Genomic DNA, 20,455 nt, shown 5'->3' with positions numbered 1-20,455 from the left:
CTCGCCCCTGAGGTGGATCCTTGCCTCAGGGACGGATGGCAAACCTGGTGCTAGCCGGCCGCGACGGGCGCCGGGGTGGTGCGGTGTTGCGCGGCGACCGCGGCCCGGCGGGAGCTGCGGAAGACGCTGATGCTGGCCGCGAGAGTCCAGAGGCTCCACAGTGCGCCCATGCTGGCCGTCGTACCCCAGCCTTGGACTGCGTAGAAGTGCGACGGGTCGTCACCGGAGTAGATGGCCGGGACGAACGCGAGGTTGATCGCGGCCAGCACGAACGCGGACCAGCCGACCCACTTCGACAGGATCCGCAGCCGGTACACGACGATGCCGAGTGCGATCAGGAACAGTGCCATCAGCAGGCGGGAGATGAGCCCCTGCATCAGGTACTGCGCGGCCGCGAACGGCCCTTCCTTCGTGGTGTCGATCGGGTGATCGACCGAGATGGCGGCGCCCGCCTCCATCGACTGCGGCACGAACACCATCGCCACCCACAGCAGTCCGGCCACCTGGATCACGTTGGAGATCCAGTCCGACGCGACGTCGACCTGATGGATCAGCTGCCGCAGGCCGGTGAAGAACAGGATGTAGAACACGCAGCCCACGATGCCGATCAGGCTGCGGGTCAGGATGTCCCAGTCCGGCGGAGCGCCGGGGTAGAGGAAGTACAGCGGGACCTGAACGACGATCAGCGCGCTCGCGATGATCCCGAACAGCCCCGCATATCTGCGAACCAAGGCTTCGGACATGGTCTTGTCCCCTCTTGACAAGTGAACTGGTTGACGAGACGTCTCGTCTCACCACGAGACGCTAAGTCTCGTCCCAGGTCACTGTCAAGACACAACGTCTCGTCTTGTGTAAACTCCGGAGACATGGCCACCCCGAACCCCGAACGCCGTAGCGAGCGCGCCCGGAGCGCGATCATGGAAGCCGCCCTGGAGCTCTGCCAGGAGCACTCCTACGGCGGCCTCACGATGGAGGGCATCGCGAAACGTGCAGGGGTCGGCAAGCAGACGATCTACCGCTGGTGGCCCTCGAAGGCCGCGATCCTGCTGGAGGCCCTGCAGGAACGCGGCGGCAGCACCCTGAACTTCCCCGACACCGGCGACCTCCGCGCCGACCTCCGCACCCAGATGAACCAGGTCGTCGCGGCATTCTCCAGCCCGACCTTCGCCGCCTACAGCAAAGGCCTGATCGCCGCCGCCCAAAGTGACCCCGACATCGCGTCAGCCGTCGTCGCCAGCATCATCAAACCCCGCGTAGACCTCTGCGTGGACCGCCTGGAAAAATCCCAGAAAGCCGGCGAAATCCGCCCGGAAGTAAACCTCCCGGACCTCGTCGAGTTGATCTACGCCCCCCTCTACTACCGCCTACTCCTCCACACCCGCCCAGTATCAGAAAGCCAGGTCGAGACAATCCTCGACCTGGCTTTCGACGGCGCTTCTTGAGCCGACCTGACTTCGTTCGTCCCGGTAGGGTGGCTATCTACCGATCGCGGTTGCCGCTTGCTCGGCGACCCGGATGCTCTTGGAGAGCGACACGGTGTTCCCGATGCCATGGAATGCTCTCGACGCCCCCCTGTCGCCGAGAGCGATGAGCGTTACCTCCCGATGCTGCTCACGATCGAAGACATACACCTGGACCGCCCACGCACCGGTGAGCGTTTGTTTGTCTGCCACCAGTTCGACATCGGCCGGCGCTTCGGTATCCAGCAAGCCATTCGTGTTCGATTGGATGGGACTGAGATTCGCTCCCCTGAAAACATCCGCCAGGATCTGCTTGATCCTGGCAACGGGAGTCGAGGTCTTGAACGAGATTTCGTGTTCTTTCATTTCCCAACCTCTGCAGTGATTCGATCCGCTAGCGGCGGTCGGCGTACTTCTCGAAGACCTTCTCGCGGTTGTTGCATTTGTCCGCACGGTTCTGGCAGGCGTAATAGACCCAGCGTCCTTCGGGCTGGTCGTCCTCACGCTCGGCGTACATGTAGTAGCCGCAGACCCGGCATTTCATCCCCTTGGCCACAAAGCCCCCTCAGGCTTGGATTCGCTTCCGCCCGGTTTCCCCCCGAGCCACACCTAGCATCGAGTGGCGGTCACGCTCAGTCAACGGCCTTAGAGAGCGACCTGAGTCTCCCTACCGCCCGGGCTGGACGCCGGCGTTCAGGGCCGCTCGGGAGGTCTGGCCAGGACTCTCGCCGGTGTCGATGACGCCGAGGGTGAAGGCGACGACGGCGTCCGCGAAGAGGCTCGCGTCGTCTGAGCGGCAGGCTTGCATCTGGTCGGCCTGGACGCGGGAGCGCAGCAGGAAGCCGTCGAGCATCGACTGGATCGTCAGGCCGTAGCGTTCGATGGTCCAGCCGGGGCGCATCGAGACGCCGAAGGCGGCGAAGAGTTGTGCGTAGCCTTCGTACCAGGGCGCGAGCGATCTGAGCATGTCCTCGACGATCGCGGCCTTCAGCTGTGGATGCTGTTCGAGCAGCGGCCCGATATGCAGCAGCAGAAACGAACGAGGGTAGGACAAGAGGCTCTCGAGCATCGCGTCACAGAATCGCGCGATCGCCTGCCCGAGGTCCTGCGACTCCGCGAGACTCGCCATGTCTGCCAACTGCAAGTCCGGATTCGCGTTCGGCGCATCCCGGTAGAGCATGGTGTGAATCACCGCATCGTTGACGAAGTCCTCCTTGGACTCCCACCGGTTGTCGAACGACTTGCGGCTCACCCCCTGGCCCCCGCCGTCCCGGGCAAGCCGAACCACGTCTTCCTTCCGGAGCCACTCCAAGGTCGCCGGAAAGTCGATCGCACTCAACCGCCGCGGCCGCTCCTCCGGCGACGTCACAAACATCGCATCAATCAACTGCGCCGCCGCATCCAAGAACTGCCTCGCGCTGGCATCGTCGGTAACGGCCCTAGGTCGTGGCACAACCCATCCCTCCTCCGCGCACTGCACAGCCCCGCGGATTCAGAACCACTACACAACCAGGCCTCCGCCGTGTCCATCATCCGAAGGATGACTTCGCTGGACCAAACCCTGCAGGAGTATGTCGACCACTCGTTCGATCCAGTCGTTGTCGCTGGGTTGACGCAGCATCAATGCCCGGAAGTGCGGTGGTGCGACGAGTAGTTCGAGGGCGAGTTGGTGGTCGGTGTCGGCGGGGAGTTCGTGCCGGTCGATGGCGCGGTCGATGATCGCGCGGGTGGCGTCGTACCGGCCTTGCCAGAACTGGGCGCGGCTGTCGGCGAGAGCGGGGTCATCGTCGGCCGCGGCCATGGCGTGCGCGAGGGCGGTGCCCAGCGGCGAGTCCAGGTAGGCCACGACCAGACGGGCAAACGCGATCATGTCGTCGCGAACGTTTCCGGTGTCGGGGGTCGGGAGTCGTTCCTGGCTGTTGGTCAGGAGCGCGTCGAGGACCAGGTTCTGCACCGGGCCCCAGCGCCGGGAGATCGAGGTGGCGTGCACGCCCGACCGGCGGGCGATCTCGCTCACGGTCACGGCGTCGGGGCCGTGTTCGGCGAGTGCGTCCAAGGTTGATCGCAGGACGTCGGCACGGATCCGCGCCGACCGGCCGCCGGGGCGGCGGGCTACCTCGTTCGCACTCACCTCTCCACCTTAACGCTCGGATGTTGCGTTTGCACCCAAGGGCGCGTACGGTCACTTAAGGCAACATACCTGCGTTAGCGGAAGAGGTCGACATGCCCTGGCCGCTGGACCCGTCCGAGCTGTTCGGCGAGCGGTATCCGCAGATGATCAACACCGGCCTGCCGGCGGCGGACGTCGAGGCCGTGCGCGCCGCGATCACCGACATGTGGGCCGACGCCCCGGGCGGCTGGGTGCACGAGTGGTCGACCCTGGGTCGCTCGTACACCGAGGCCGGCTCGCACCAGTTGGCCGCGCTGGCCTACGGCTGGGCCAAGTTCCCCTCGCTGGCCGACGAGCCCAAGCGTGTTGCCCTGGGCAACCAACTCGCGCAGTACGAGCTCGCTTCTCCGGACTTCGGCGTGGACTTCCGGCGGGATGTTCTCGAGTTGCCGTACCAGGGCGGTACGACGCGAGTGCCGGTGCACGTGTTCGCGCCGTACGAGCTGCCGTCCGACGCCCCGGTCGTGATCGCCAGCGGCGGCGTGGACAGCTGGAAGATGGACATGCACCAGCTGTTCGTCGGGACCGCGGCGCAGCTGGGCGTGCGGGTGCTGGCGTTCGACATCCCCGGCACCGGGGAGTCAGCGGTACCGATGTCCGCCGAGGGCGGCGCCGAGATCGTCCGCGGCCTGATCGCCCACGCCCGGACCCTCGGGAACGGCGTTGTCGCGCACTTCGGCATCTCGATGGGCGGCTACTACTCGGCCCGCTCCGGCCTGGCCGGTGAGGTCGACGCGGCCGTGGTGCTCGGCGGGCCGGTCGAGGCCGCGTTCACCGGAGAAGGTCCGAGCCACTTCGGCATGGCCGACATCGTCGGCAACGCCCTCGGCTTCGACCAGCCCGCAACCCCAGAGGGTTTGGCCACGAGCATCGCGAACTTCTCCCTACGCCCGCTGCTCGACCAGGACCTCAACGCCCCGATGCTCGTCATCAACGGCGCCGACGACGTCCACGTCCCCCAGCACGACACCCTGGTCTTCGAGGGCCGCCGAGCCACGGTCGTCGACCTGATCCCCAACACCGGCCACTGCGCCACCACCAAACTCCCCCAAGCCACAGCCACAATCGCCACCTGGCTCAAACAAACCCTCGCGATCTAGCCCACAGGTTCGTTCAGCAATTCGTTGCCGGAGCGGTCGAAGTAGGCGATGGTCAGGAGGTCGGTGTCGAATACCCATTTCTCCACACCGCTCCTGGCCAGCCCTTCGGACATCTCCACGTAGCTGGTCTGCTGCCGAAGATGCCCAAGGAACCCGTCCCGATCGCTCACCTCTGCGACCGTCAGGAGGTCATGCGCGGCCGGCGTCGTCACGGTGTAACCATCCGCTCCGCGATACACGGTATGCCCGTCCGAAAGATATGACTCGGCCTTCTGTACGCCGATCTCCCGCAATGCCAGCAAATAGGCCCCAAGAGTGTCCGCAGAACCGAGCCGGTCATGAATTTCGTTGACTTGGTCGAGGGTGAACATGCACCGAATCATAGAGGTGATGGTCAGGCAAAGGTGCGTTCGGCGATGAGTAGCGCTTTGCGCATTGCTGCTTCGTAGTCCGATGTCTCGGCGTCGGGGTGGTCCGCGTTGAACGCGTAGTACTCCGCTGCCACCCGCAGGGCGGTGTGGATCATTGCGGCCTGCACGGTGACGGTCAGGTCGGGGGTGGGTAGGCCGGCGCGGCGCGCGAGTGCTTCGGCGAACGCGGGCTCGGCGTGCCGATGTGCTTCGAGCCAGACCGCCCGCAGGCCCGGCTCGGTCCTGGTCAGGCGCACGAGTTGCACCATCGTCGTACGGTCGGCGACATTGTCGTGAAGCCCGATCGTGTCGAACACTCCGGCCATGGTCTGATCGCTGGGCCAGGACTCCAAGAACCCGGCGATCAGTTCGACCACGCCGGTCAGCAGAGGCGTGACACAGCTTTCCTTGGTCGGGAAGTACCGCCACAACGTGCGGGACGAGATGCCCGCCGCCGCAGCGATCTCCTCGGCCGAAGTCGCCGCGACCCCCTTCGCGAGGAACAGCTCCACCGCCGCCCGCGCAACCTCCAAGCGCGTCTCGGCTCGACGCCGTTCCGTGAGCGGCGGCCGCCCTGTTCGACTAGGCATCTACGCGGCGACGCCCTGGGGCAGCAACGCCTCGGCGAGCTGCCGCCAGCGCGGCATGGTCGAGCGGCCCAGCTCAGGGGCGAGGACCTGGATGGCGACGTGGTCGGCACCGGCGTCGAGGTGGCCGTGGAGCTTGCCGGCAATCGTGTCCAGGTCGCCCCAGATAACGAGGTCGTCGACGAGCCGATCGCTGCCACGCCCGCCGTCGATGTCGTCCTCGGTGTAGCCCAGGCGCAGGAACTTGGCGATGTTGTACTTCTGCGTGAAGTACATGTGCAGGTGCTCACGAGCGATCGACCGCGCCACGTCCGCGTCGGTCTCGAACAGCACCGCCTGCTCGACACCGAGGAAGGGCTTGGCCCCCAGCACCTCCCGCGCCTGTGCGGTATGCCCCACAGTCACGTGATAGGTGTGCGCGCCATCGGACCGGTCGCGTGCCAACTCGAGCATCTTCGGACCGTACGCCGCCAGCACCCGTCGTACCGGCATCCCGGGCGGAGGGTTGGCGCTGGACGTTGCGTCCAGACCATCGAGGTACTCACCCATCGCCTGCAACGGCTTCATGCCGGGCCGAGGATCCCCGAAACCGAGTCCGAGCAAGTGGCGGCCCGGGTAGGCGTCGGCCAGAAGCACCGCAGCACCCTGCGTCCATCGCGGCTCACGCGCCCCGATCTTCGCGATCCCGTTGACGACGGCCATCCGTTCGGTGCTGGCGAGCAGGAACCCAGCGTGCGTCAGAGCCTCCCGCCCACCACCCTCAGGAAACCAGAGCGCGGACCACCCGAGCGCTTCCAGCTCCTGCACGGATTCCCGCACCACACTCGCAGACTGAAACTCGAAGTCGAACGTCCAGATCCCGAACGGCCCAAGATCCATCCCGTCGATCGCGCTCACGCATGTCCTCCTGGTCGGCCGATTGACTTTCTGTCACTCACCGCCAGTATGTCACTGACTGCCAAACACTCAACGCAGTGGTCGAGGCGGAGCAATTCGGGTCAGGGCGTAGTACGCGCTGACTCCGACAACGACGTGCATGACCAGCAGGACCGCTACCCCGGCCGGCGACTCCCCGGCGACCAGCAGGGCGATGTCGGCCAGCATCGATACCGGGACGATGATGACGGCCAGCTTGCGCAGCAGCTCGGTCGGCTCGGCGGACTTGGCGGCGATGACCCCCCAGGCGACCGAGGCACCGACGATGCCGATGAACGTCAGGAAGATGTAGGCGCCGGGCTGGAATCCCCGGAAATCATCGGAGACCGAGAACACCGACTTGCCGATCAGCGCGAGCAAGGTGTTGCCGAGACTCGCGACCACGATGGCCAGTACGGCGGCGCCGACGAGCTTGCCGGGATGCGGGGAGCGGGTGCGAATACCGTCGACCGCGGAGAGAGCAGACACGAAGAACCTCCTGGGAGCAGTCCGGTCGATCCGGACTCTTCTGCCAGGAAACGGGTTCAGCCTCCGAACGACATCGGCGCCACCTCAGAGTCTGCTCGGAGCCCGGCTCCCGTCGTACCGTCGCCCAACGCGGTCGGGCTCGGCGCCGCGGGGATCACCACCCTGAGCCAGGCGCCACCGCGATGCGGCACCACAGTCGCGGAGCCGTGATGGGCGGCAACGATGGCTGCCACGATGCTGAGCCCCAGACCGCTGCCCTCTCCCGTACCTGTCACACGATGCCGGGCGCTGTCGGCGCGATAGAAGCGTTCGAAGACCTTGTCCGCCTGGTCGGGCGCGATCCCCGGGCCCTGATCGATGACGTCGACGAGTTCGTCGTACCCCTCACGGCTGACTCGGACCTCGGCCGCGGTGCCTGCGGGCGTATGCGCGCGGACGTTCGCCAGCAGGTTCCCCAGCACCTGGCTCAGCCGGTGCTCGTCCCCGACGATCGGGTGGGCGCCGGATTCGATGATCAGCGTCAATGACCGATGCGGATCCGCGGCTCTCGCATTCTGTACGGCGGCCGTGACCAGCTCGCCAAGATCCAGCGCGACCCGGTCGAGCGGACGCCCCTGATCCAACCGCGCGAGCAGGAGCAGCTCGTCGACCAGACTGGTCATCCGGTGTGTCTCGTCCTCGACCCGACGCATCGCGTCGTCCAGCTGCTCTGGGTCACTCAGCGCGCCTCTTCGGACGAGCTGCGCGTACCCGGTGATCGCGGTCAGCGGCGTACGGAGCTCGTGGCCGGCATCAGCCACAAACCGCCGCAGCCGGTCCTCTGCCAACTGCCGCTGCGTGAACGCATGCTCGATCCGGCCGAGCATCTGATTCATCGACTGCCCGAGTACGGCGACCTCGGTCGGTGCTCCGGCGAGTTCGACCCGGTGGGACAGCTCCCCGTCCGCGATCCGCGTTGCTGTGGCGGACATCGTGTCCAGCGGTTTCAGCACGAACCTGCTCACGCCGATCGCGAGCGCCACGGCCAGCGCCAGCGCGATCAGCGTCACCGCGAGCTCGATCAGGATCAGCCGGTAGACCACAGCGTCCGACCAGGACTGGGCTTCCGACACCAGCAGGTAGCGCCCGCCCGGCAGTGTGGCGACCTGGATCCGGAAGTCCTCCCCCGCGCTCACGGTCACCGGGACTCCCCCGGCCGCGTACCGCGCGAGGTCCGCGACGGACGGTGTCGGCAGCGTCTGTACGGCGCCGGCGTGGGACAACTGCTTGCCGGTGGCATCGATCACCGCGACCGAGCAGTTGCCCGCCTCGGCCGGGATCGACACCAACTGCCCGTCCGAGCCCAGCATCTGCTGGCCGGCGGACAAAGCGACCTTGAGCTGCTGGTCGGTCCGCTGGTGCAGGTACGACTGCAGTGCCGTCACGCCGACGATGGCCGCCGCCGCGAGCCCGATCGCCGTGACCGCGACGACGCCGGCCAGCAGTCTGCTGCGCAGCGATCGCAACCGCGGCCACCTCATGTCGCAGTTCTCAGGAGATAGCCGGCGCCGCGGACTGTCCGAATCAGTTGCCCGTCCGGCCCGTCCAGCTTCCGCCGCAGGTAGTAGACGTAGGTCTCGACGATGCCCGAATCGCCTTGGAAGTCGAATTTCCACACGTGGTCGAGGATCTGCGCCTTGGACAGCACCCGGCCCGCGTTGAGCATCAGATAGTGCAGCAGCTGGAACTCCGTCGCAGACAGGTTCACCAGCTCGCCATCACTCCACACCTCATGCGTATCCGGATCGAGCTCCACCCGCCCCGCCCGAAGCCGCTCTCCCGCCTGCCGAACGCTACGACCCCGCTTCAGCAGCACCCGGATCCGCGCCACCAGCTCGTCAAGATCGAACGGCTTCGTCACATAGTCGTCACCCCCAAGGGTGAGCCCAGCAACCTTGTCCTCCCGCCCGTCCCGAGCAGTCAGAAACAACACCGGCGCATCCACCCCGTCCCGCCGCAGCCGCCGACACACCTCGAACCCGTCCAGATCCGGCAACATCACATCCAACACAACCACCTCAGGCCGAAACTCCCGCGCCACCCCCAGCGCCGCACCCCCAGTAGCCGCACCCTCAACCACAAACCCAGCAAACCGCAACGCAGTGGTCAACATGGCAAGGATGTTCTCCTCGTCATCAACCACCAGCACCCTGGCTTCCGGCATGATCATCTTCCCCGTAGACAACAACCCCACCCAAGATAAACACCAAACCTCAAAGCCACCTCAGAACGCCACCACCCCCGAAGGCCCACCCGCCAGCGCGCCCAGCCACAACGACCGAGCGAAGCGAAGGTCCACCCCGCCCGCGGCGGCGAGCCACAGCAGCCGAGCGAAGCGAAGGCCGCCGAGCGAAGCGAAGGCCCACCCGTCCGCGGCGGCTAGCCACAGGAGCCGAGCGAAGCGAAGGCCGCCGAGCGAAGCGAAGGCGCACGGGGGGTGCGGGTGGCGAAGCCCCCGCTCGCGGCAAGCGAAGCGCAGCCGCACAAACGACGAAGGCGAGCCGCTCCGCGCTTTCCGCGGACACAACTCGCCATCGCCTTCGTGGAGCTGAGGGGATTCGAACCCCTGGCCTCTTCGTTGCGAACGAAGCGCGCTACCAACTGCGCCACAGCCCCAGACCACCGCCAGTTGCCTGGCGACCGCGAAACTCTAACACGGGCAGGCCCTGACTCTAAAACTGGATTCAGTCTCCCACGGCTCGTTTGACCTCGGGTTCTTCGGCCGGCGTGGAGACCTCGGGGACGGCGGGTTTTTCGGCGGGATCCGTCGTACGGGCGCTGGAGAAGACCTCGTCGTCGGACAGCGAGATGGTGCGGACTGTCCGGTCCGGTGCCTTCTCTTTGAGGACGTACGTCGGCAGCGTGACAGGGACCGGATCCCACAGACCTTCGGCGGGTGGGGCGGGCTTCTCGACCGGTGGGGTGGGGAGTTTGACCTCGACGGTCATCTCCTCATCCGGCGACGGTGCAGGCTTGCCGGCTGGGCCGCGGTCGTGGTGGGCCTGGGCACGGGCGCGCCGCTCGGCGGCCAACTGGGCACGCGACCGCGCCTGGCGCCGCAGCTGCACCCGGGTCAGTACGACGAACCCGAGGATCAGCCCGCCCGGGATCGCGACCGTCCACCACAGCAGCATCTCCAGACCGGCCAGTGCGACGACCGACAGGAGTGAAAGGGTCAGGATCGACAGGACCCGCCGGCGGCGCATGGCGGCCACCCGGCGGGCTCGGTTCGGGACGTAGTGCCGCGGCGGCGGCTGCGCGTCCGCTCCGGCTCGCTCATCCCCGGAGCCTGAAGGAGCACCAGCCGGGCGTACGACGTACCGGGTCCGCGACGAGTCACGCGACAGCACGCGCGCGTCAGCCGCCGACGACACCGGTCGGCGCCGTGCCTCGTCGCCACGCTTCAGCAGCATCGGAACGAGATAGGCAGCCCACACGGCGACGATCGCCACGTAGATCAGCCCTGTCGTCCCCATGCGACGACGCTAAGGTGCGGAGAGGTCGGGGTGAGGTACGTGGGACGGTGTGTCGCAAGAAGACTCGTGTGACTGATGTGAACAGCACGCAGCGTAATCACGACAGACGCGACACGAGCCCCGGCCCGACCTCCTCGATGTTCAGCGCGAAGATGCGGTGATCGCGCCAGTCCCCGTCGATGTGCAGGAACCGCGGCCGCTCGCCTTCGTAGCGGAAGCCGAGCTTCTCCACCACCCGCAGACTCGCCTTGTTCTCCGGACGAATCGCCACCTCGATCCGATGCAGGCCGAGGTTGAACCAGCAGTGGTCCGCGGCCATGGCAACCGCAGTCGGCACGATCCCGCGACCGGCGTACTGCTCGTCGACCCAGTAGCCGAGGTTCGCCCAGCGCGCCGAGCCGTAGGTGATCCCGGACACCGTCAGCTGTCCGACCAGCGGCCACTTGGACCGCGCACCGGCACCCGCCGCACCGCCGTACGTGATGATGAACGGCAGCATCCGGCCGTAGCGCGCCTGCCGGTTCCAGTCGCGCGCCATGGCTCGAAAGGTGCGTGCACCATCCTCAGCACCGGGCGGCTGGGTCGCGTCCCACGGGCGTAGCCAGCTGATGTTCCGCTGCCGCGCTGCGGCCCACTCGCCGCCGTCGCCGGCCCGCAGCGGCCTGAGCGCGACCTGCCCGTGCTGGAGCTCCACGGGCCAGTGAACGATCGCCATCAGTCGGTGTCCGTCCGGACGTGGTCACCGCCGCGGACTTGCTCGACCGCGTGCCGCAGGAGCGGCTCCAGTACGGCGAGACCGTCCTTCACACCACCCCGTGAACCGGGCAGGTTCACGATGACCGTCGTACCAGCCACTCCGGCGAGCCCACGCGACAGAGATGCCGTCGGTACGCCGTTCGCCACGCCATAGGACCGAATGGCCTCGGCAATGCCGGGCACAGCCTTGTCCAGCACCGCACCGGTCTGCTCTGGTGTCGCATCGGTCGGAGAGATGCCCGTACCCCCAGTCGTCAGCACTACGTCGTACGACGCCTCGACAGCCGCCCGTAACGCGTCACCGACCGGCGGACCGTCAGGAACGACCTGTGGTCCAAACACCTCGAAACCCCACCCAGTCAGCCGCTCCGCGATCAGCGGTCCGGTGGTGTCGGTGTAGACCCCCGCAGCCGCACGGTTGGAGACACTGACGACAAGTGCTCTCACGGCCGCTCCCAGTGCCCGGTCTTGCCGCCTTCTTTGAGATCAACACGTATGTCGGACAGCACGGCCGCCGGGTCGATCGCCTTCACCATGTCGATCACCGCGAGCCCTGCGACAGCCACCGCGGTGAGGGCCTCCATCTCGACGCCGGTGCGGTCCGTGGTCTTCACCTGCGACGTGATCAGTACGGCGTCGTCCGCGACCTGGAGGTCGACCTTCGCACCGGTGATCGCGATCGGATGGCAGAGCGGAACCAGCTCAGACGTGCGCTTGGCGCCCATGATGCCCGCGATCCGCGCCACGCCGAGTGCGTCACCCTTCGGTACGCCGTCCCCGCGCAGCGCACTCACCACCTCGGCCGATACGAAAACCTTGCCACTGGCAACGGCTCGGCGCGACCCAACGTCCTTGGCCGACACGTCCACCATCCGCGCCGCCCCGGCCGCGTCGACATGGGTCAGCCCAGGTGATCCCGACGTACCGGCGTCAGGGTCCTGCGTCATCGGATCTCCTCGTCCAGCAGCAGCAGCTCGACCTGATCGCCGGCCCGGACCGCTGTCACGTCCTCAGGCACCACGATCAGCGCGTTCGCACGGCTCAGCCCGCCGAGCAGGTGTGAGCCGTGCCCGCCGACTGTACTGGCCATCCAGCCCTCATCGCCGGACGTGACCGCGGCACGGACGAACTGACGCCGCCCGGAGGGTGAATTGAACCCGTCCAGCGACACCCCGCGCACCGCAGTCCGCTGGTACGGCAGTTGGCCCATCAGCTTCCGCAGTGCCGGCCGGACGAACACCTCGAAGGACACGTACGCCGACACCGGATTACCAGGCAGTGTGAAGATCGGCACCTCGTCCTCACCCAGTACGCCGAACCCCTGTGGCTTGCCCGGCTGCATCGCGACCTGCGGGAAATCGACCGTACCGAGCTTGGAGAGTTCCTCCTTGACGACGTCGTACGCACCCATGCTCACACCGCCGGTGGTGATCACCAGGTCGGCGCGGACGAGCTGATCGGAGAGTGTGTCCATGATCCGCTTCGGATCGTCGTCCACGATGCCCACGCGGTACACCACCGCGCCGGCGTCCCGCGCGCACGCGGCCATGGTGTAGCTGTTCGAGTCGTAGATCTGTCCCTGGCCCAGCCGGCTCCCGAGCTCCCGCAACTCCGCTCCGGTCGACACAACGACCACTCTGGGTCGCGGACGCGCTTTCACTCGCGCCCGACCGACGGCAGCGAGTACGGCGATCTGTCGCGGTCCCAGCACGGTGCCCTGCTCCAGAACCTGATCCCCCGCGTGCACGTCCTCGCCTGCCCGCCGCACCGATCCACCCAGCGCCGGCTGCTGCGCGATCCGCACGTTCACCGTGCCACCGTCGGTCCACTCCACCGGTACGACGCTGTCCGCGCCCCGGGGCATCTCCGCGCCGGTCATGATCCGCACACAGGTACCGGGGGTCACCACGATCGGCTCACTGCGCCCTGCCCGGAACTCACCGACCACCGGCAGGGCGATCGGGGCGTCCTGCGTGGCCCCGGCCAGGTCGGCAGCCTGAACGGCGTACCCGTCCATGGCCGAGTTGTCGAAACCGGGCAGGCTGACGCCAGAGATGACGTCCTCACAGAGCACCAGCCCCAGCGCCTCCATCAACGGCTGGTCGAACGCCGGCAGCGCCGCTACCCGCCCGAGCACAGCCTCCAGATGCTCATCCACACTCCGCTTCACGAGCTGACCCTAATCCACGCGGCCCTCAAGCCTCCGGGTGATTGCCCCAGACCATCCGAATGTCCGGAGCGTGCTCCTCGTTCGACGCTCCGTCCGTACGGCGTACTTCGGTGAAGCCATGGGAGCGGTAGAAGGACTGTGCCCGGGTGTTGGTCTGAAAGGTCCACAGCGCCAGACCGCCGGGGCGAAGGTCCTTGGCCAGGTCTACGAGAGTCGAGCCGACACCCCGGCCGGCCACGTCCGGGTCGACGTACAACTGGTCCAGGTCGTCGCCGTCCAGCGTGAGGACGGCAACGATGCGGCCGTCGTCAAGCGCCACCCAGGTCTGTGCGTCCGGCAGCAGCACGTCGGCGAACCACGTCGCCACCTGTTCGGCGGTGTGGATCGCCGGCGGCAGCTGCGTCCCATCCGCGTGCCGCGACCGCCACCACAGCGCGGCGGCCTCATCCGTGTCCCACGGCTCCAGCGGCCGGATCAGCAGATCGTCCATACCCCCTGCCACAACCCCCGTCAGCTTTCGAGTACGGCGCCGTCCGCGATCTGCAGGCGCTCACCGTCGGGAGCCGTCAGCTCCACGTCGCCGATCACCACAACTTCCTTGCCGAAGGCAACATCGCCGTGGACCTCGAGCCGGTCGGCCCGGACCAGCGACGGCGCCCCGGCGGGGAACCGCAGGTCGAAGTCGGCCAGGATCTTGAAGTAGTCCGGGTCCAGGTCGACGTACGGCTCGTCGCCCTCGTGCGTCGTGGTCAGGTCACCCGAGTCGTCCAGCTCGTACACGTCGGACCGGAGCACCAGCAGGTCGTTGGTCGTCTTCACCGGCTTGAACCGGCTGCGGTCCACGATCACCGCCTGCGACCCCTCGAAGGTCTCGATCGCGGTCCCCATGCCGGTCTCCAGCTGGATCACCTTCGGCGACGTCGAATCGGCCGGGTCGACGGTCTTGCGGTTGATGATGATCGGCAGTCCGAGGATCCCGTCGTGCCCGTCCATCAGCTCGGCCAGCCGGTCCAGGTCGATCCACAGGTTGTTGGTGTTGAACGTCTTGTGCCGCGTGACGTCCTGGAAGTACCGGACGTCGTCCGGTGCGACCTGAGCGCTGTCCCGCAGGATCAGGCGGCCGTCGGACTTGCGGACCGCGACGTGACCACCCTTGCGGTCGGACCGGGTCCGGCGACACACCTCCATGCCGAACGGCACGTCGTGCTCGGCCATCCAGGCTGCGATCCGCGGATCCGCGGTCGCACCGAGGTTGTCTGCGTTCGAGATGAACGCGTGCCGGAATCCGTGCTCGCGAAGCGCGTCGAGAGTGCCGGAGGCGACCAAGGCGGTGAACAGGTCGCCGTGACCCGGCGGACACCACGCCAGCTCCGGATCGGACTCCCACTCGGCCGGAGTGAGGTCGTCGGCGAGCAGCTTCGGCTCCATGTTCTGCAGGAAGTCCAACGGGAGACCGTCCACCGCGAGACCGTCGTACTCGCTCAGGATCTGCAGGGACTCCTCCTTGGTGCGGAAGGAGTTCATCAGCACCAGCGGCAGCGGTACGTCGTACCTGCGCCGGGTGCTCAGGATCTGGCGGGCGATGATGTCGAGGAAGCTCTGGCCGTCCTTGACCTGCAGGGCGGACTTCGGGCCGGTGACGCCCATCGACGTACCCAGGCCGCCGTTGAGCTTGATCACGACCGTCTCGGCCAGCGCGGCGCGCATGGCCTCCGGATCGGTGTCCAGGTGGTCCAGGTGTGGCAGGTCACCTACCGGATCGATGTCGTCCTCGCGGATCGTCCCCTGCTGGCCCGACTCGAGCATCCGGTAGTAGTGCGTGAACACGCGAATCGCGACGTCGGCGGCGCCGGCGGAACGCATCTTCTCCTGGGCTTGTCTGAGACCTGCCTCACTCATGCACTAACCCTAGGGGACGCCGCGTAATCCCAGTGTTAGACGGGTCACGCCAATACGATCAGAATGTGTTTCCGTCGAAGGCCGCGGCGCGGCAGTACCTCCTGAACGCCCGCGCGGGCCGTCAACACTCGGAGGAGATTCTCAGCACCGCTCAAGCTCAGTCTCAGGTACTGACAGCCCGGCGGGTCGCTTTGTACGTATCCATGGGTTCGGAGCCGCAGACGGGCGCACTGATCGATTGGCTGCTCGCCCGCAACTACGAGGTGCTGCTACCGATCCTGTACGCCGACAACGACCTCGGCTGGGGGATAGCGCCAGGGGCGGCCGATCTGGTGCCCGGCCGGCTCGGACTCACCGAGCCGCCGTTCGACCTGGGTTCGGACGCGATTGCGACCGCCGACCTGGTGATCAGCCCGGCCGTGGCCGTCGCCCGCAACGGCGTCCGGCTGGGACGCGGCGGCGGCTCGTACGACCGCGCGCTCGCCCGCGTCGAACCGGGTACGCCGATCTGGGCGGCGGTGTACGACTCAGAGATCCTCGACGCGCTCCCGGCCGACGCCCACGATCACCCCGTGGACGCGGCCATCACGCCGACCCGCCTGGTCCCGCTGCGCTAACCCTGCGGTTTGTGGCTAGCCCTGCGGTTTGTGGCTAGCCCTGCGGTTTGTGGCTAGCCCTGTGGTTTTGTGAAGGTCAGTGCGTCCTTGCGGGCCGCCTCGACGGCTCCCTTGGTATAGGCCCAGGGCAGCGTCTCGCCCTTGACCCACAGCTTGGTCTGGTCGGTGTAGTTGGGTGAGAACGCGTGTCCGGACACACCGGTCAGGTTCACCCAGCGGGACTTGTCGAAGTCGGACAGGTCGACCACCATCCGCATCGACGGTGTGGCGGTGACCGTGTACCCCTCGGACGCGTCCCAGGCCGTCGCATCGACGATCGACGTACCGCCGCCGAGCTCGTACGGACCGCGGTTGAACAACCGGTCCACCAGACCGATCCCGGACTTGCCCAGCGTCTGGTTGGTCAGCGTGAGCTTGTGCAGCCTGCCCCACTGCCAGTTCTCGGGCTCACGCGCCATCTTCTGGGTGATCTCGGTCCGCGCGTCGACCAGAGCCTCGCGCAGGATGTCGTCCCGGTTCTCCTTCTGCGGGGTCCCGAGGTCGTCCCACCAAGTGCTGTTCGGCTGGCTCAGCAGCGTGTGGATGACCTCGAACCAGCGGGAACCGCCGTCCGGCCACGTCCCCTCCGGGAGCTGGTCGTGGAACGTGAGGTCGAGCAGGTTGCGCCAGACCACGTTGAAGTACGCCGCCGCGGCGGAGTCCGCGGGCTGGGTGAAGTCCCAGTTCCGCAGGGTGTCCTGGCCCTGTTTGTCGAACGCGTCGTCGATACCGATCTGGAGCAGATACGGGACCAGCATCTCGGCGGCCCGGTTCTTGGTGTCCAGCTGGATCGACGCCATCGCGTTCGCGTCCAGCTTCCCGGCCGCCTTGATCCGGTCGGTGATCTGCTGCGAGCGGTAGCCGTAGTCCCAGTCGTCGGTCAGGTAGTACTTGTACGTCGATGGCACCACGGCCTGGTTCGCCGTGACGATGATGCCGTCCGCTGGATCGAGCTCCGTAGGTAACGAGTCGAACGGGATATAGCCGGTCCAGCGATAGCGCGGGTCCCAGCCGGGCGCCGGCCAGTTGCCGTTGCCCGCGTTCCGGATCGGGATCAGCCCAGGTGCCTGGTAGCCGATGTGGCCGTCGGTGTCGGCGTACACGAGGTTCTGTGAGGGGACCTGGAACAGTTGCGCGGCGCTGCGGAACTGCGTCCAGTTCTGCGCGCGGTTGATCGCGAAGAGCGCGTCAGCGGTGCGGCCAGGACTCAGTGCGGTCCATTGCAGCGCCACGCCGTACGGCTGGGCGGACTTGCCCTGTTTCGCGGCAATCTGGCCGACTTCGCGCTGGTCGTCGCCGACATCGGAGATGAGCGGACCGTGCCGGGTCTCGCGGACAGTGATCTTCACCGGCTTGTCCTGGCCGGCCACCTTGAACGTCTCCTCGCGCGTCACCATCGGACGCCAGTGGTTGTCGTACAAGGCGTTGTTGCCGTCGATCCGCTCCAGATAGAGGTCCTGGACATCCGGATCGAGGTTCGTGAAGCCCCAGGAGATCGCGTTGTTGTGGCCGATCACCACACCGGGCAGGCCGGAGAAGCTGAAGCCGGACACGTCGTACGGGCAGACCTTGGTGATGGTGTTGCAGTGCAGGCCGATCTGGCTCCAGATGCCTGGCATGGTCGCGCCGAGGTGCGGGTCGTTGGCCAGGAGCGGCTTGCCGGTGGTGGTGTGGTCGCCCGAGACGACCCATGAGTTCGAACCGATGCCGTCACCCTGGCCGAGCAGCTCAGGCAGGCCCTTGGCGACCTTCTGGACGGTGTCCAGCGACTTCAGCAGGCCTTGGGTGAGCATCCCGCGCTTGAGCTCGGTGCTGGCCGGTGAGGTGACGGCGAACTTCCCGTCCGCCCCGACCGAGCCGGTGGACATGATCGACGCGTTCCGGTCGTACGGGTACTGCGGGTAGAGGCTCTCGATGTTGCGGGCCGGGAACGCGGCCAGCAGCTTGGTCCGCGTCATCTCCTCGTCCATGTTGCCGCCGAGGTCCCACGCCATCGCCTTCAGCCAGGCGAGTGAGTCGGCCGCGGTCCACGGCTCGGGGTGGTAGTCGGTCCCCTTGAGTGACAGAACGGCGTACTCGAGGCTGAGGCCCGAACCGCTGTGCGTGGACAGGTACGCGTTCACGCCGCGGGCGTAGTCGTCCAGGTACTGCCGGGTGGACGGGCTGACCAGGCCGAGCTCCTTCTCCGCGACCCGGCGCCAGCCGAGGGTGCGGACGAACTTGTCGGTCTCCAGCGCGTCCGCGCCGAACAACTCGCTCAGCCGGCCCGAGGTGACGTGCCTGCGGAAGTCCATCTCGAAGAACCGGTCCTGCGCCTGCACGTAGCCCTGTGCAGCGAACAGGTCGCTCGGACTGTCCGCGTAGACCTGCGGAATCCCGTTGGCGTCCCGGATGACGTTGACATCAGCGTCCAGGCCCTCCAGCTCGATCGTCCCGTTGTACTGCGGGAACGAGTGGCGGACGACGAAGACGGCGGTACCCGCGATCACCAGGAGGACCGTGGCGAGGGCGATTCCGCTGATGATGACGACTCGAAGCAGGCGACGCACGGACCAACCGTAGAGAATCCCCGCTCCCACCCCAAATGGGGTCCCACCGAACTTTGCGTTGCTCTGCGTTTCGGTCGGGTGAACGGAGAGTCTGCGACCAGGTGCGATTTCGTGGACCCGAGTTGGAATACTTCGGGGCTCTGACGCATTATTAGCAGTCGAGTAGTGGGAGTGCCAACGGCCTGAAGGGAACCAACCGTGCCGACGTACCAGTACCAGTGCACTGACTGCGGCGAGGCCCTGGAGGTGCGGCAAAGCTTTACCGACGACGCGCTGACGGTCTGCCCGAACTGCCAGGGCAACCTGCGCAAGGTCTTCAACGCGGTCGGCGTGGTCTTCAAGGGTTCTGGTTTCTACCGGAACGACAGCCGTTCGTCCGGGAAGAGCTCGGTACCGGCGAAGTCGGAGTCGTCGGCCTCGACGTCCACGTCGTCGACCTCCTCGTCGTCCTCGGGCTCGGGCTCGGGCGACTCGTCGTCCTCCGGCAGCTCCTCGTCGGGTGACTCCTCCAAGAGCAGCTCGTCGTCGGGTGGTTCGTCCTCGTCGTCGAGCAGCAGCGCGGCCTGATCCTTCCTGTGGACAACCGCCCCTGTGGATAACTGAGGGGTGGGTACCGGAGAAACTCGTACTTTCTCTGGCATGAGAATCCCTTCCGTCGTTCGTGACCTGATCCGGGCCGCTCGGTGGCATCGTCGGCTGGTGGCCGGCATCGCCGCCGCGGCCGCCGTCTACTTCGGCCTGCTCGCCCTCTCCCCTTCGCCCCCGCCGACCGTCGCCGTGCTCGCCGCAGCCCGCGACCTCCCCGGCGGAGCCGTGCCCGACGACGCTGATCTGCGGATCGTCGGGCTCCCACCGGGCTCGGTGCCCGATGGTGTCCTCAGACCCGGCGCGGATCTGACCGCGCGCGTGCTCAGCGGGCCAGTCAGATCCGGTGAGCCACTCACCGACGCACGCTTCCTGTCGCCGGCCGCGATCCCATCGGGGCAGATCGCCTACCCGTTCCGGATCGACGACGCCGACATCGGCGCCCTTCTGCGCGTCGGTGACCACCTCAACCTGTACGCCGCGACCAGTACGACGGACCACGCCGGCCTGCTGGCCCATGCTGTCCGCATCCTCACCCTGCCGACACCGCGTACGACGTCCTCCGGCGCACTCATCGTGGTTGCGACAACTCCCGACGTGGCGACCAGACTGGCCCAGGCCACCACCAATTCCAGAATCACCGTGGCGCTGACGCCGGACACGAGTTGATCACCCAGCGAACAGGTGCCGAGACGATATGTGGTCGACCGGCGCGGTCCCTCGCCGTCAGCGGTCCGTGGTCCTACCTTGACTCGGGTACAAGACCACCCGCTTCGTGGAGGCAACCCACATGCTCAAGGGCTTCAAGGAATTCATCCTGCGCGGAAACGTCGTCGACCTCGCGGTCGCCGTCGTCATCGGAGCCGCGTTCGGCGCGATCGTCACGGCGTTCGTGGGCGGCTTGATCAACCCGCTGGTCGCCGCGATCTTCGGCAAGCAGGACATCAGCGGTGTCTGGAACTTCACCCTCAACGGTGCAGACTTCAAGATCGGTCTGATCCTGCAGGCCGCGCTGAACTTCCTGTTCGTCGCCGCGGCTGTCTACTTCCTGATCGTGATGCCGCTGAACAAGCTCGCCGAGCGCCGCGCCCGCGGCCAGGAGACCGAGGCCGAGCCTGCGCCGCTGACCATGGACCAGGAGCTGCTGACCGAGATCCGCGACGCCCTTCGCGCCCGGCCGTGAGCTAGGCGGCT

25 protein-coding genes and 1 tRNA gene are annotated in these 20,455 nt (G+C 67.0%); 6 read left to right on the top strand and 20 right to left on the bottom strand.

The window, feature by feature from the left end; genetic code table 11:
- Positions 1-50 precede the first annotated feature (50 nt).
- On the bottom strand, positions 51-743 hold the full coding sequence (locus ACWF4Z_RS20740; protein WP_452244725.1) for a hypothetical protein: 693 nt from the start codon (positions 741-743) through the stop codon (positions 51-53).
- Positions 744-866: 123 nt separating this feature from the next.
- Between ACWF4Z_RS20740 and ACWF4Z_RS20735 the strand changes: the two genes are divergently transcribed.
- On the top strand, positions 867-1,442 hold the full coding sequence (locus ACWF4Z_RS20735) for a TetR/AcrR family transcriptional regulator (protein WP_452244724.1): 576 nt from the start codon (positions 867-869) through the stop codon (positions 1,440-1,442).
- A 33-nt stretch (positions 1,443-1,475) separates the two neighbouring features.
- On the opposite strand, the gene ACWF4Z_RS20730 is transcribed toward ACWF4Z_RS20735, so the two are convergent.
- The 4 genes from ACWF4Z_RS20730 to ACWF4Z_RS20715 all read right to left on the bottom strand — a co-directional run bounded on the left by ACWF4Z_RS20730 (position 1,476) and on the right by ACWF4Z_RS20715 (position 3,591).
- Positions 1,476-1,826, bottom strand: a complete 351-nt coding sequence (locus ACWF4Z_RS20730; protein ID WP_452244723.1) for a hypothetical protein — start codon at positions 1,824-1,826, stop codon at positions 1,476-1,478.
- Positions 1,827-1,854: 28 nt separating this feature from the next.
- A complete protein-coding gene (locus ACWF4Z_RS20725; RefSeq protein ID WP_452244722.1) occupies positions 1,855-2,016 on the bottom strand; it encodes a hypothetical protein in 162 nt (53 codons plus the stop codon).
- A 111-nt stretch (positions 2,017-2,127) separates the two neighbouring features.
- Entirely contained in the window at positions 2,128-2,835 is a 708-nt protein-coding gene (locus tag ACWF4Z_RS20720; protein WP_452244721.1) for a hypothetical protein, read from the bottom strand.
- Between the two features lie 126 nt (positions 2,836-2,961).
- On the bottom strand, positions 2,962-3,591 hold the full coding sequence (locus tag ACWF4Z_RS20715) for a TetR/AcrR family transcriptional regulator (protein WP_452244720.1): 630 nt from the start codon (positions 3,589-3,591) through the stop codon (positions 2,962-2,964).
- 92 nt (positions 3,592-3,683) lie between these two features.
- On the opposite strand from ACWF4Z_RS20715, the gene ACWF4Z_RS20710 reads away from it, so the two are divergent.
- On the top strand, positions 3,684-4,730 hold the full coding sequence (locus ACWF4Z_RS20710; protein ID WP_452244719.1) for an alpha/beta hydrolase: 1,047 nt from the start codon (positions 3,684-3,686) through the stop codon (positions 4,728-4,730).
- Here ACWF4Z_RS20710 and ACWF4Z_RS20705 read toward each other — a convergent pair.
- The 14 genes from ACWF4Z_RS20705 to ACWF4Z_RS20640 form a co-directional block, all read right to left on the bottom strand.
- A complete protein-coding gene (locus ACWF4Z_RS20705; RefSeq protein WP_452244718.1) occupies positions 4,727-5,101 on the bottom strand; it encodes a DUF1398 family protein in 375 nt (124 codons plus the stop codon). The genes ACWF4Z_RS20710 and ACWF4Z_RS20705 overlap by 4 nt on opposite strands.
- 23 nt (positions 5,102-5,124) lie before the next feature.
- Positions 5,125-5,673, bottom strand: coding sequence for a TetR/AcrR family transcriptional regulator (locus ACWF4Z_RS20700; protein WP_452244717.1), 549 nt, complete (start codon positions 5,671-5,673; stop codon positions 5,125-5,127).
- 57 nt (positions 5,674-5,730) lie between these two features.
- Positions 5,731-6,624, bottom strand: coding sequence for a TIGR03620 family F420-dependent LLM class oxidoreductase (locus tag ACWF4Z_RS20695; RefSeq protein WP_452244716.1), 894 nt, complete (start codon positions 6,622-6,624; stop codon positions 5,731-5,733).
- 69 nt (positions 6,625-6,693) lie between these two features.
- The gene (locus ACWF4Z_RS20690) at positions 6,694-7,131 is read right to left on the bottom strand and encodes a DUF6069 family protein (protein WP_452244715.1); all 438 of its coding nucleotides are present in this window, start codon (positions 7,129-7,131) and stop codon (positions 6,694-6,696) included.
- A 56-nt stretch (positions 7,132-7,187) separates the two neighbouring features.
- Entirely contained in the window at positions 7,188-8,651 is a 1,464-nt protein-coding gene (locus tag ACWF4Z_RS20685; protein ID WP_452244714.1) for a sensor histidine kinase, read from the bottom strand.
- Positions 8,648-9,334: a response regulator transcription factor gene (locus ACWF4Z_RS20680; protein ID WP_452244713.1), complete on the bottom strand. Its 687-nt coding sequence runs from the start codon at positions 9,332-9,334 to the stop codon at positions 8,648-8,650. Before ACWF4Z_RS20680 ends, ACWF4Z_RS20685 begins: the two co-directional genes overlap by 4 nt.
- Positions 9,335-9,713: 379 nt before the next feature.
- A tRNA-Ala gene (locus ACWF4Z_RS20675) sits at positions 9,714-9,786 on the bottom strand.
- Positions 9,787-9,854: 68 nt separating this feature from the next.
- A complete protein-coding gene (gene sepX / locus ACWF4Z_RS20670; protein ID WP_452244712.1) occupies positions 9,855-10,646 on the bottom strand; it encodes a divisome protein SepX/GlpR in 792 nt (263 codons plus the stop codon).
- A gap of 97 nt (positions 10,647-10,743) precedes the next feature.
- Complete coding sequence (locus ACWF4Z_RS20665; protein WP_452244711.1) at positions 10,744-11,361, bottom strand: GNAT family N-acetyltransferase; 618 nt, start codon at positions 11,359-11,361, stop codon at positions 10,744-10,746.
- On the bottom strand, positions 11,361-11,849 hold the full coding sequence (locus ACWF4Z_RS20660) for a MogA/MoaB family molybdenum cofactor biosynthesis protein (RefSeq protein ID WP_452244710.1): 489 nt from the start codon (positions 11,847-11,849) through the stop codon (positions 11,361-11,363). The genes ACWF4Z_RS20665 and ACWF4Z_RS20660 overlap by 1 nt, the downstream gene beginning before the upstream one ends.
- Positions 11,846-12,349: a cyclic pyranopterin monophosphate synthase MoaC gene (moaC, locus tag ACWF4Z_RS20655; RefSeq protein ID WP_452244709.1), complete on the bottom strand. Its 504-nt coding sequence runs from the start codon at positions 12,347-12,349 to the stop codon at positions 11,846-11,848. The genes ACWF4Z_RS20660 and moaC overlap by 4 nt, the downstream gene beginning before the upstream one ends.
- Positions 12,346-13,572, bottom strand: a complete 1,227-nt coding sequence (gene glp / locus ACWF4Z_RS20650; protein WP_452244708.1) for a molybdotransferase-like divisome protein Glp — start codon at positions 13,570-13,572, stop codon at positions 12,346-12,348. Before glp ends, moaC begins: the two co-directional genes overlap by 4 nt.
- Before the next feature lie 25 nt (positions 13,573-13,597).
- Entirely contained in the window at positions 13,598-14,062 is a 465-nt protein-coding gene (locus tag ACWF4Z_RS20645; RefSeq protein ID WP_452244707.1) for an N-acetyltransferase family protein, read from the bottom strand.
- Between the two features lie 20 nt (positions 14,063-14,082).
- Entirely contained in the window at positions 14,083-15,471 is a 1,389-nt protein-coding gene (locus ACWF4Z_RS20640; RefSeq protein WP_452244706.1) for a UTP--glucose-1-phosphate uridylyltransferase, read from the bottom strand.
- 65 nt (positions 15,472-15,536) lie between these two features.
- Between ACWF4Z_RS20640 and ACWF4Z_RS20635 the strand changes: the two genes are divergently transcribed.
- A complete protein-coding gene (locus ACWF4Z_RS20635) occupies positions 15,537-16,088 on the top strand; it encodes a 5-formyltetrahydrofolate cyclo-ligase (RefSeq protein ID WP_452244705.1) in 552 nt (183 codons plus the stop codon).
- A gap of 53 nt (positions 16,089-16,141) precedes the next feature.
- Here the strand turns inward: ACWF4Z_RS20635 and ACWF4Z_RS20630 are convergent, their stop codons facing one another.
- Positions 16,142-18,676 carry a penicillin acylase family protein gene (locus ACWF4Z_RS20630; protein ID WP_452244704.1) on the bottom strand — a complete coding sequence of 845 codons (2,535 nt, stop codon included), beginning with the start codon at positions 18,674-18,676 and terminating at the stop codon, positions 16,142-16,144.
- Between the two features lie 198 nt (positions 18,677-18,874).
- Between ACWF4Z_RS20630 and ACWF4Z_RS20625 the strand changes: the two genes are divergently transcribed.
- The 3 genes from ACWF4Z_RS20625 (at position 18,875) to mscL (ending at position 20,444) form a co-directional block, all read left to right on the top strand.
- Positions 18,875-19,243, top strand: coding sequence for an FmdB family zinc ribbon protein (locus tag ACWF4Z_RS20625; RefSeq protein WP_452244703.1), 369 nt, complete (start codon positions 18,875-18,877; stop codon positions 19,241-19,243).
- A gap of 72 nt (positions 19,244-19,315) precedes the next feature.
- Positions 19,316-19,930 carry an SAF domain-containing protein gene (locus tag ACWF4Z_RS20620; protein WP_452244702.1) on the top strand — a complete coding sequence of 205 codons (615 nt, stop codon included), beginning with the start codon at positions 19,316-19,318 and terminating at the stop codon, positions 19,928-19,930.
- A gap of 106 nt (positions 19,931-20,036) precedes the next feature.
- Positions 20,037-20,444 carry a large conductance mechanosensitive channel protein MscL gene (mscL, locus tag ACWF4Z_RS20615; protein ID WP_452244701.1) on the top strand — a complete coding sequence of 136 codons (408 nt, stop codon included), beginning with the start codon at positions 20,037-20,039 and terminating at the stop codon, positions 20,442-20,444.
- Positions 20,445-20,455: the final 11 nt, after the last annotated feature.

The sequence above is a fragment of the Kribbella sp. NPDC055071 genome, assembly GCF_053608045.1.
The sequence above is the reverse complement of the archived record's forward strand: the minus strand, read 5'-3'. Positions and strand labels throughout refer to the sequence as shown.

Bases quoted from the DNA above. Each gene is read 5' to 3' on its own strand.
- ACWF4Z_RS20740 (WP_452244725.1), bottom strand. From the start codon at position 743: ATGTCCGAAGCCTTGGTTCGCAGATATGCGGGGCTGTTCGGGATCATC.
- ACWF4Z_RS20735 (WP_452244724.1), top strand. From the start codon at position 867: ATGGCCACCCCGAACCCCGAACGCCGTAGCGAGCGCGCCCGGAGCGCG.
- ACWF4Z_RS20730 (WP_452244723.1), bottom strand. From the start codon at position 1,826: ATGAAAGAACACGAAATCTCGTTCAAGACCTCGACTCCCGTTGCCAGG.
- ACWF4Z_RS20720 (WP_452244721.1), bottom strand. From the start codon at position 2,835: ATGTTTGTGACGTCGCCGGAGGAGCGGCCGCGGCGGTTGAGTGCGATC.
- ACWF4Z_RS20710 (WP_452244719.1), top strand. From the start codon at position 3,684: ATGCCCTGGCCGCTGGACCCGTCCGAGCTGTTCGGCGAGCGGTATCCG.
- ACWF4Z_RS20705 (WP_452244718.1), bottom strand. From the start codon at position 5,101: ATGTTCACCCTCGACCAAGTCAACGAAATTCATGACCGGCTCGGTTCT.
- ACWF4Z_RS20685 (WP_452244714.1), bottom strand. From the start codon at position 8,651: ATGAGGTGGCCGCGGTTGCGATCGCTGCGCAGCAGACTGCTGGCCGGC.
- ACWF4Z_RS20680 (WP_452244713.1), bottom strand. From the start codon at position 9,334: ATGCCGGAAGCCAGGGTGCTGGTGGTTGATGACGAGGAGAACATCCTT.
- sepX (WP_452244712.1), bottom strand. From the start codon at position 10,646: ATGGGGACGACAGGGCTGATCTACGTGGCGATCGTCGCCGTGTGGGCT.
- ACWF4Z_RS20665 (WP_452244711.1), bottom strand. From the start codon at position 11,361: ATGGCGATCGTTCACTGGCCCGTGGAGCTCCAGCACGGGCAGGTCGCG.
- moaC (WP_452244709.1), bottom strand. From the start codon at position 12,349: ATGACGCAGGACCCTGACGCCGGTACGTCGGGATCACCTGGGCTGACC.
- ACWF4Z_RS20645 (WP_452244707.1), bottom strand. From the start codon at position 14,062: ATGGACGATCTGCTGATCCGGCCGCTGGAGCCGTGGGACACGGATGAG.
- ACWF4Z_RS20640 (WP_452244706.1), bottom strand. From the start codon at position 15,471: ATGAGTGAGGCAGGTCTCAGACAAGCCCAGGAGAAGATGCGTTCCGCC.
- ACWF4Z_RS20620 (WP_452244702.1), top strand. From the start codon at position 19,316: ATGAGAATCCCTTCCGTCGTTCGTGACCTGATCCGGGCCGCTCGGTGG.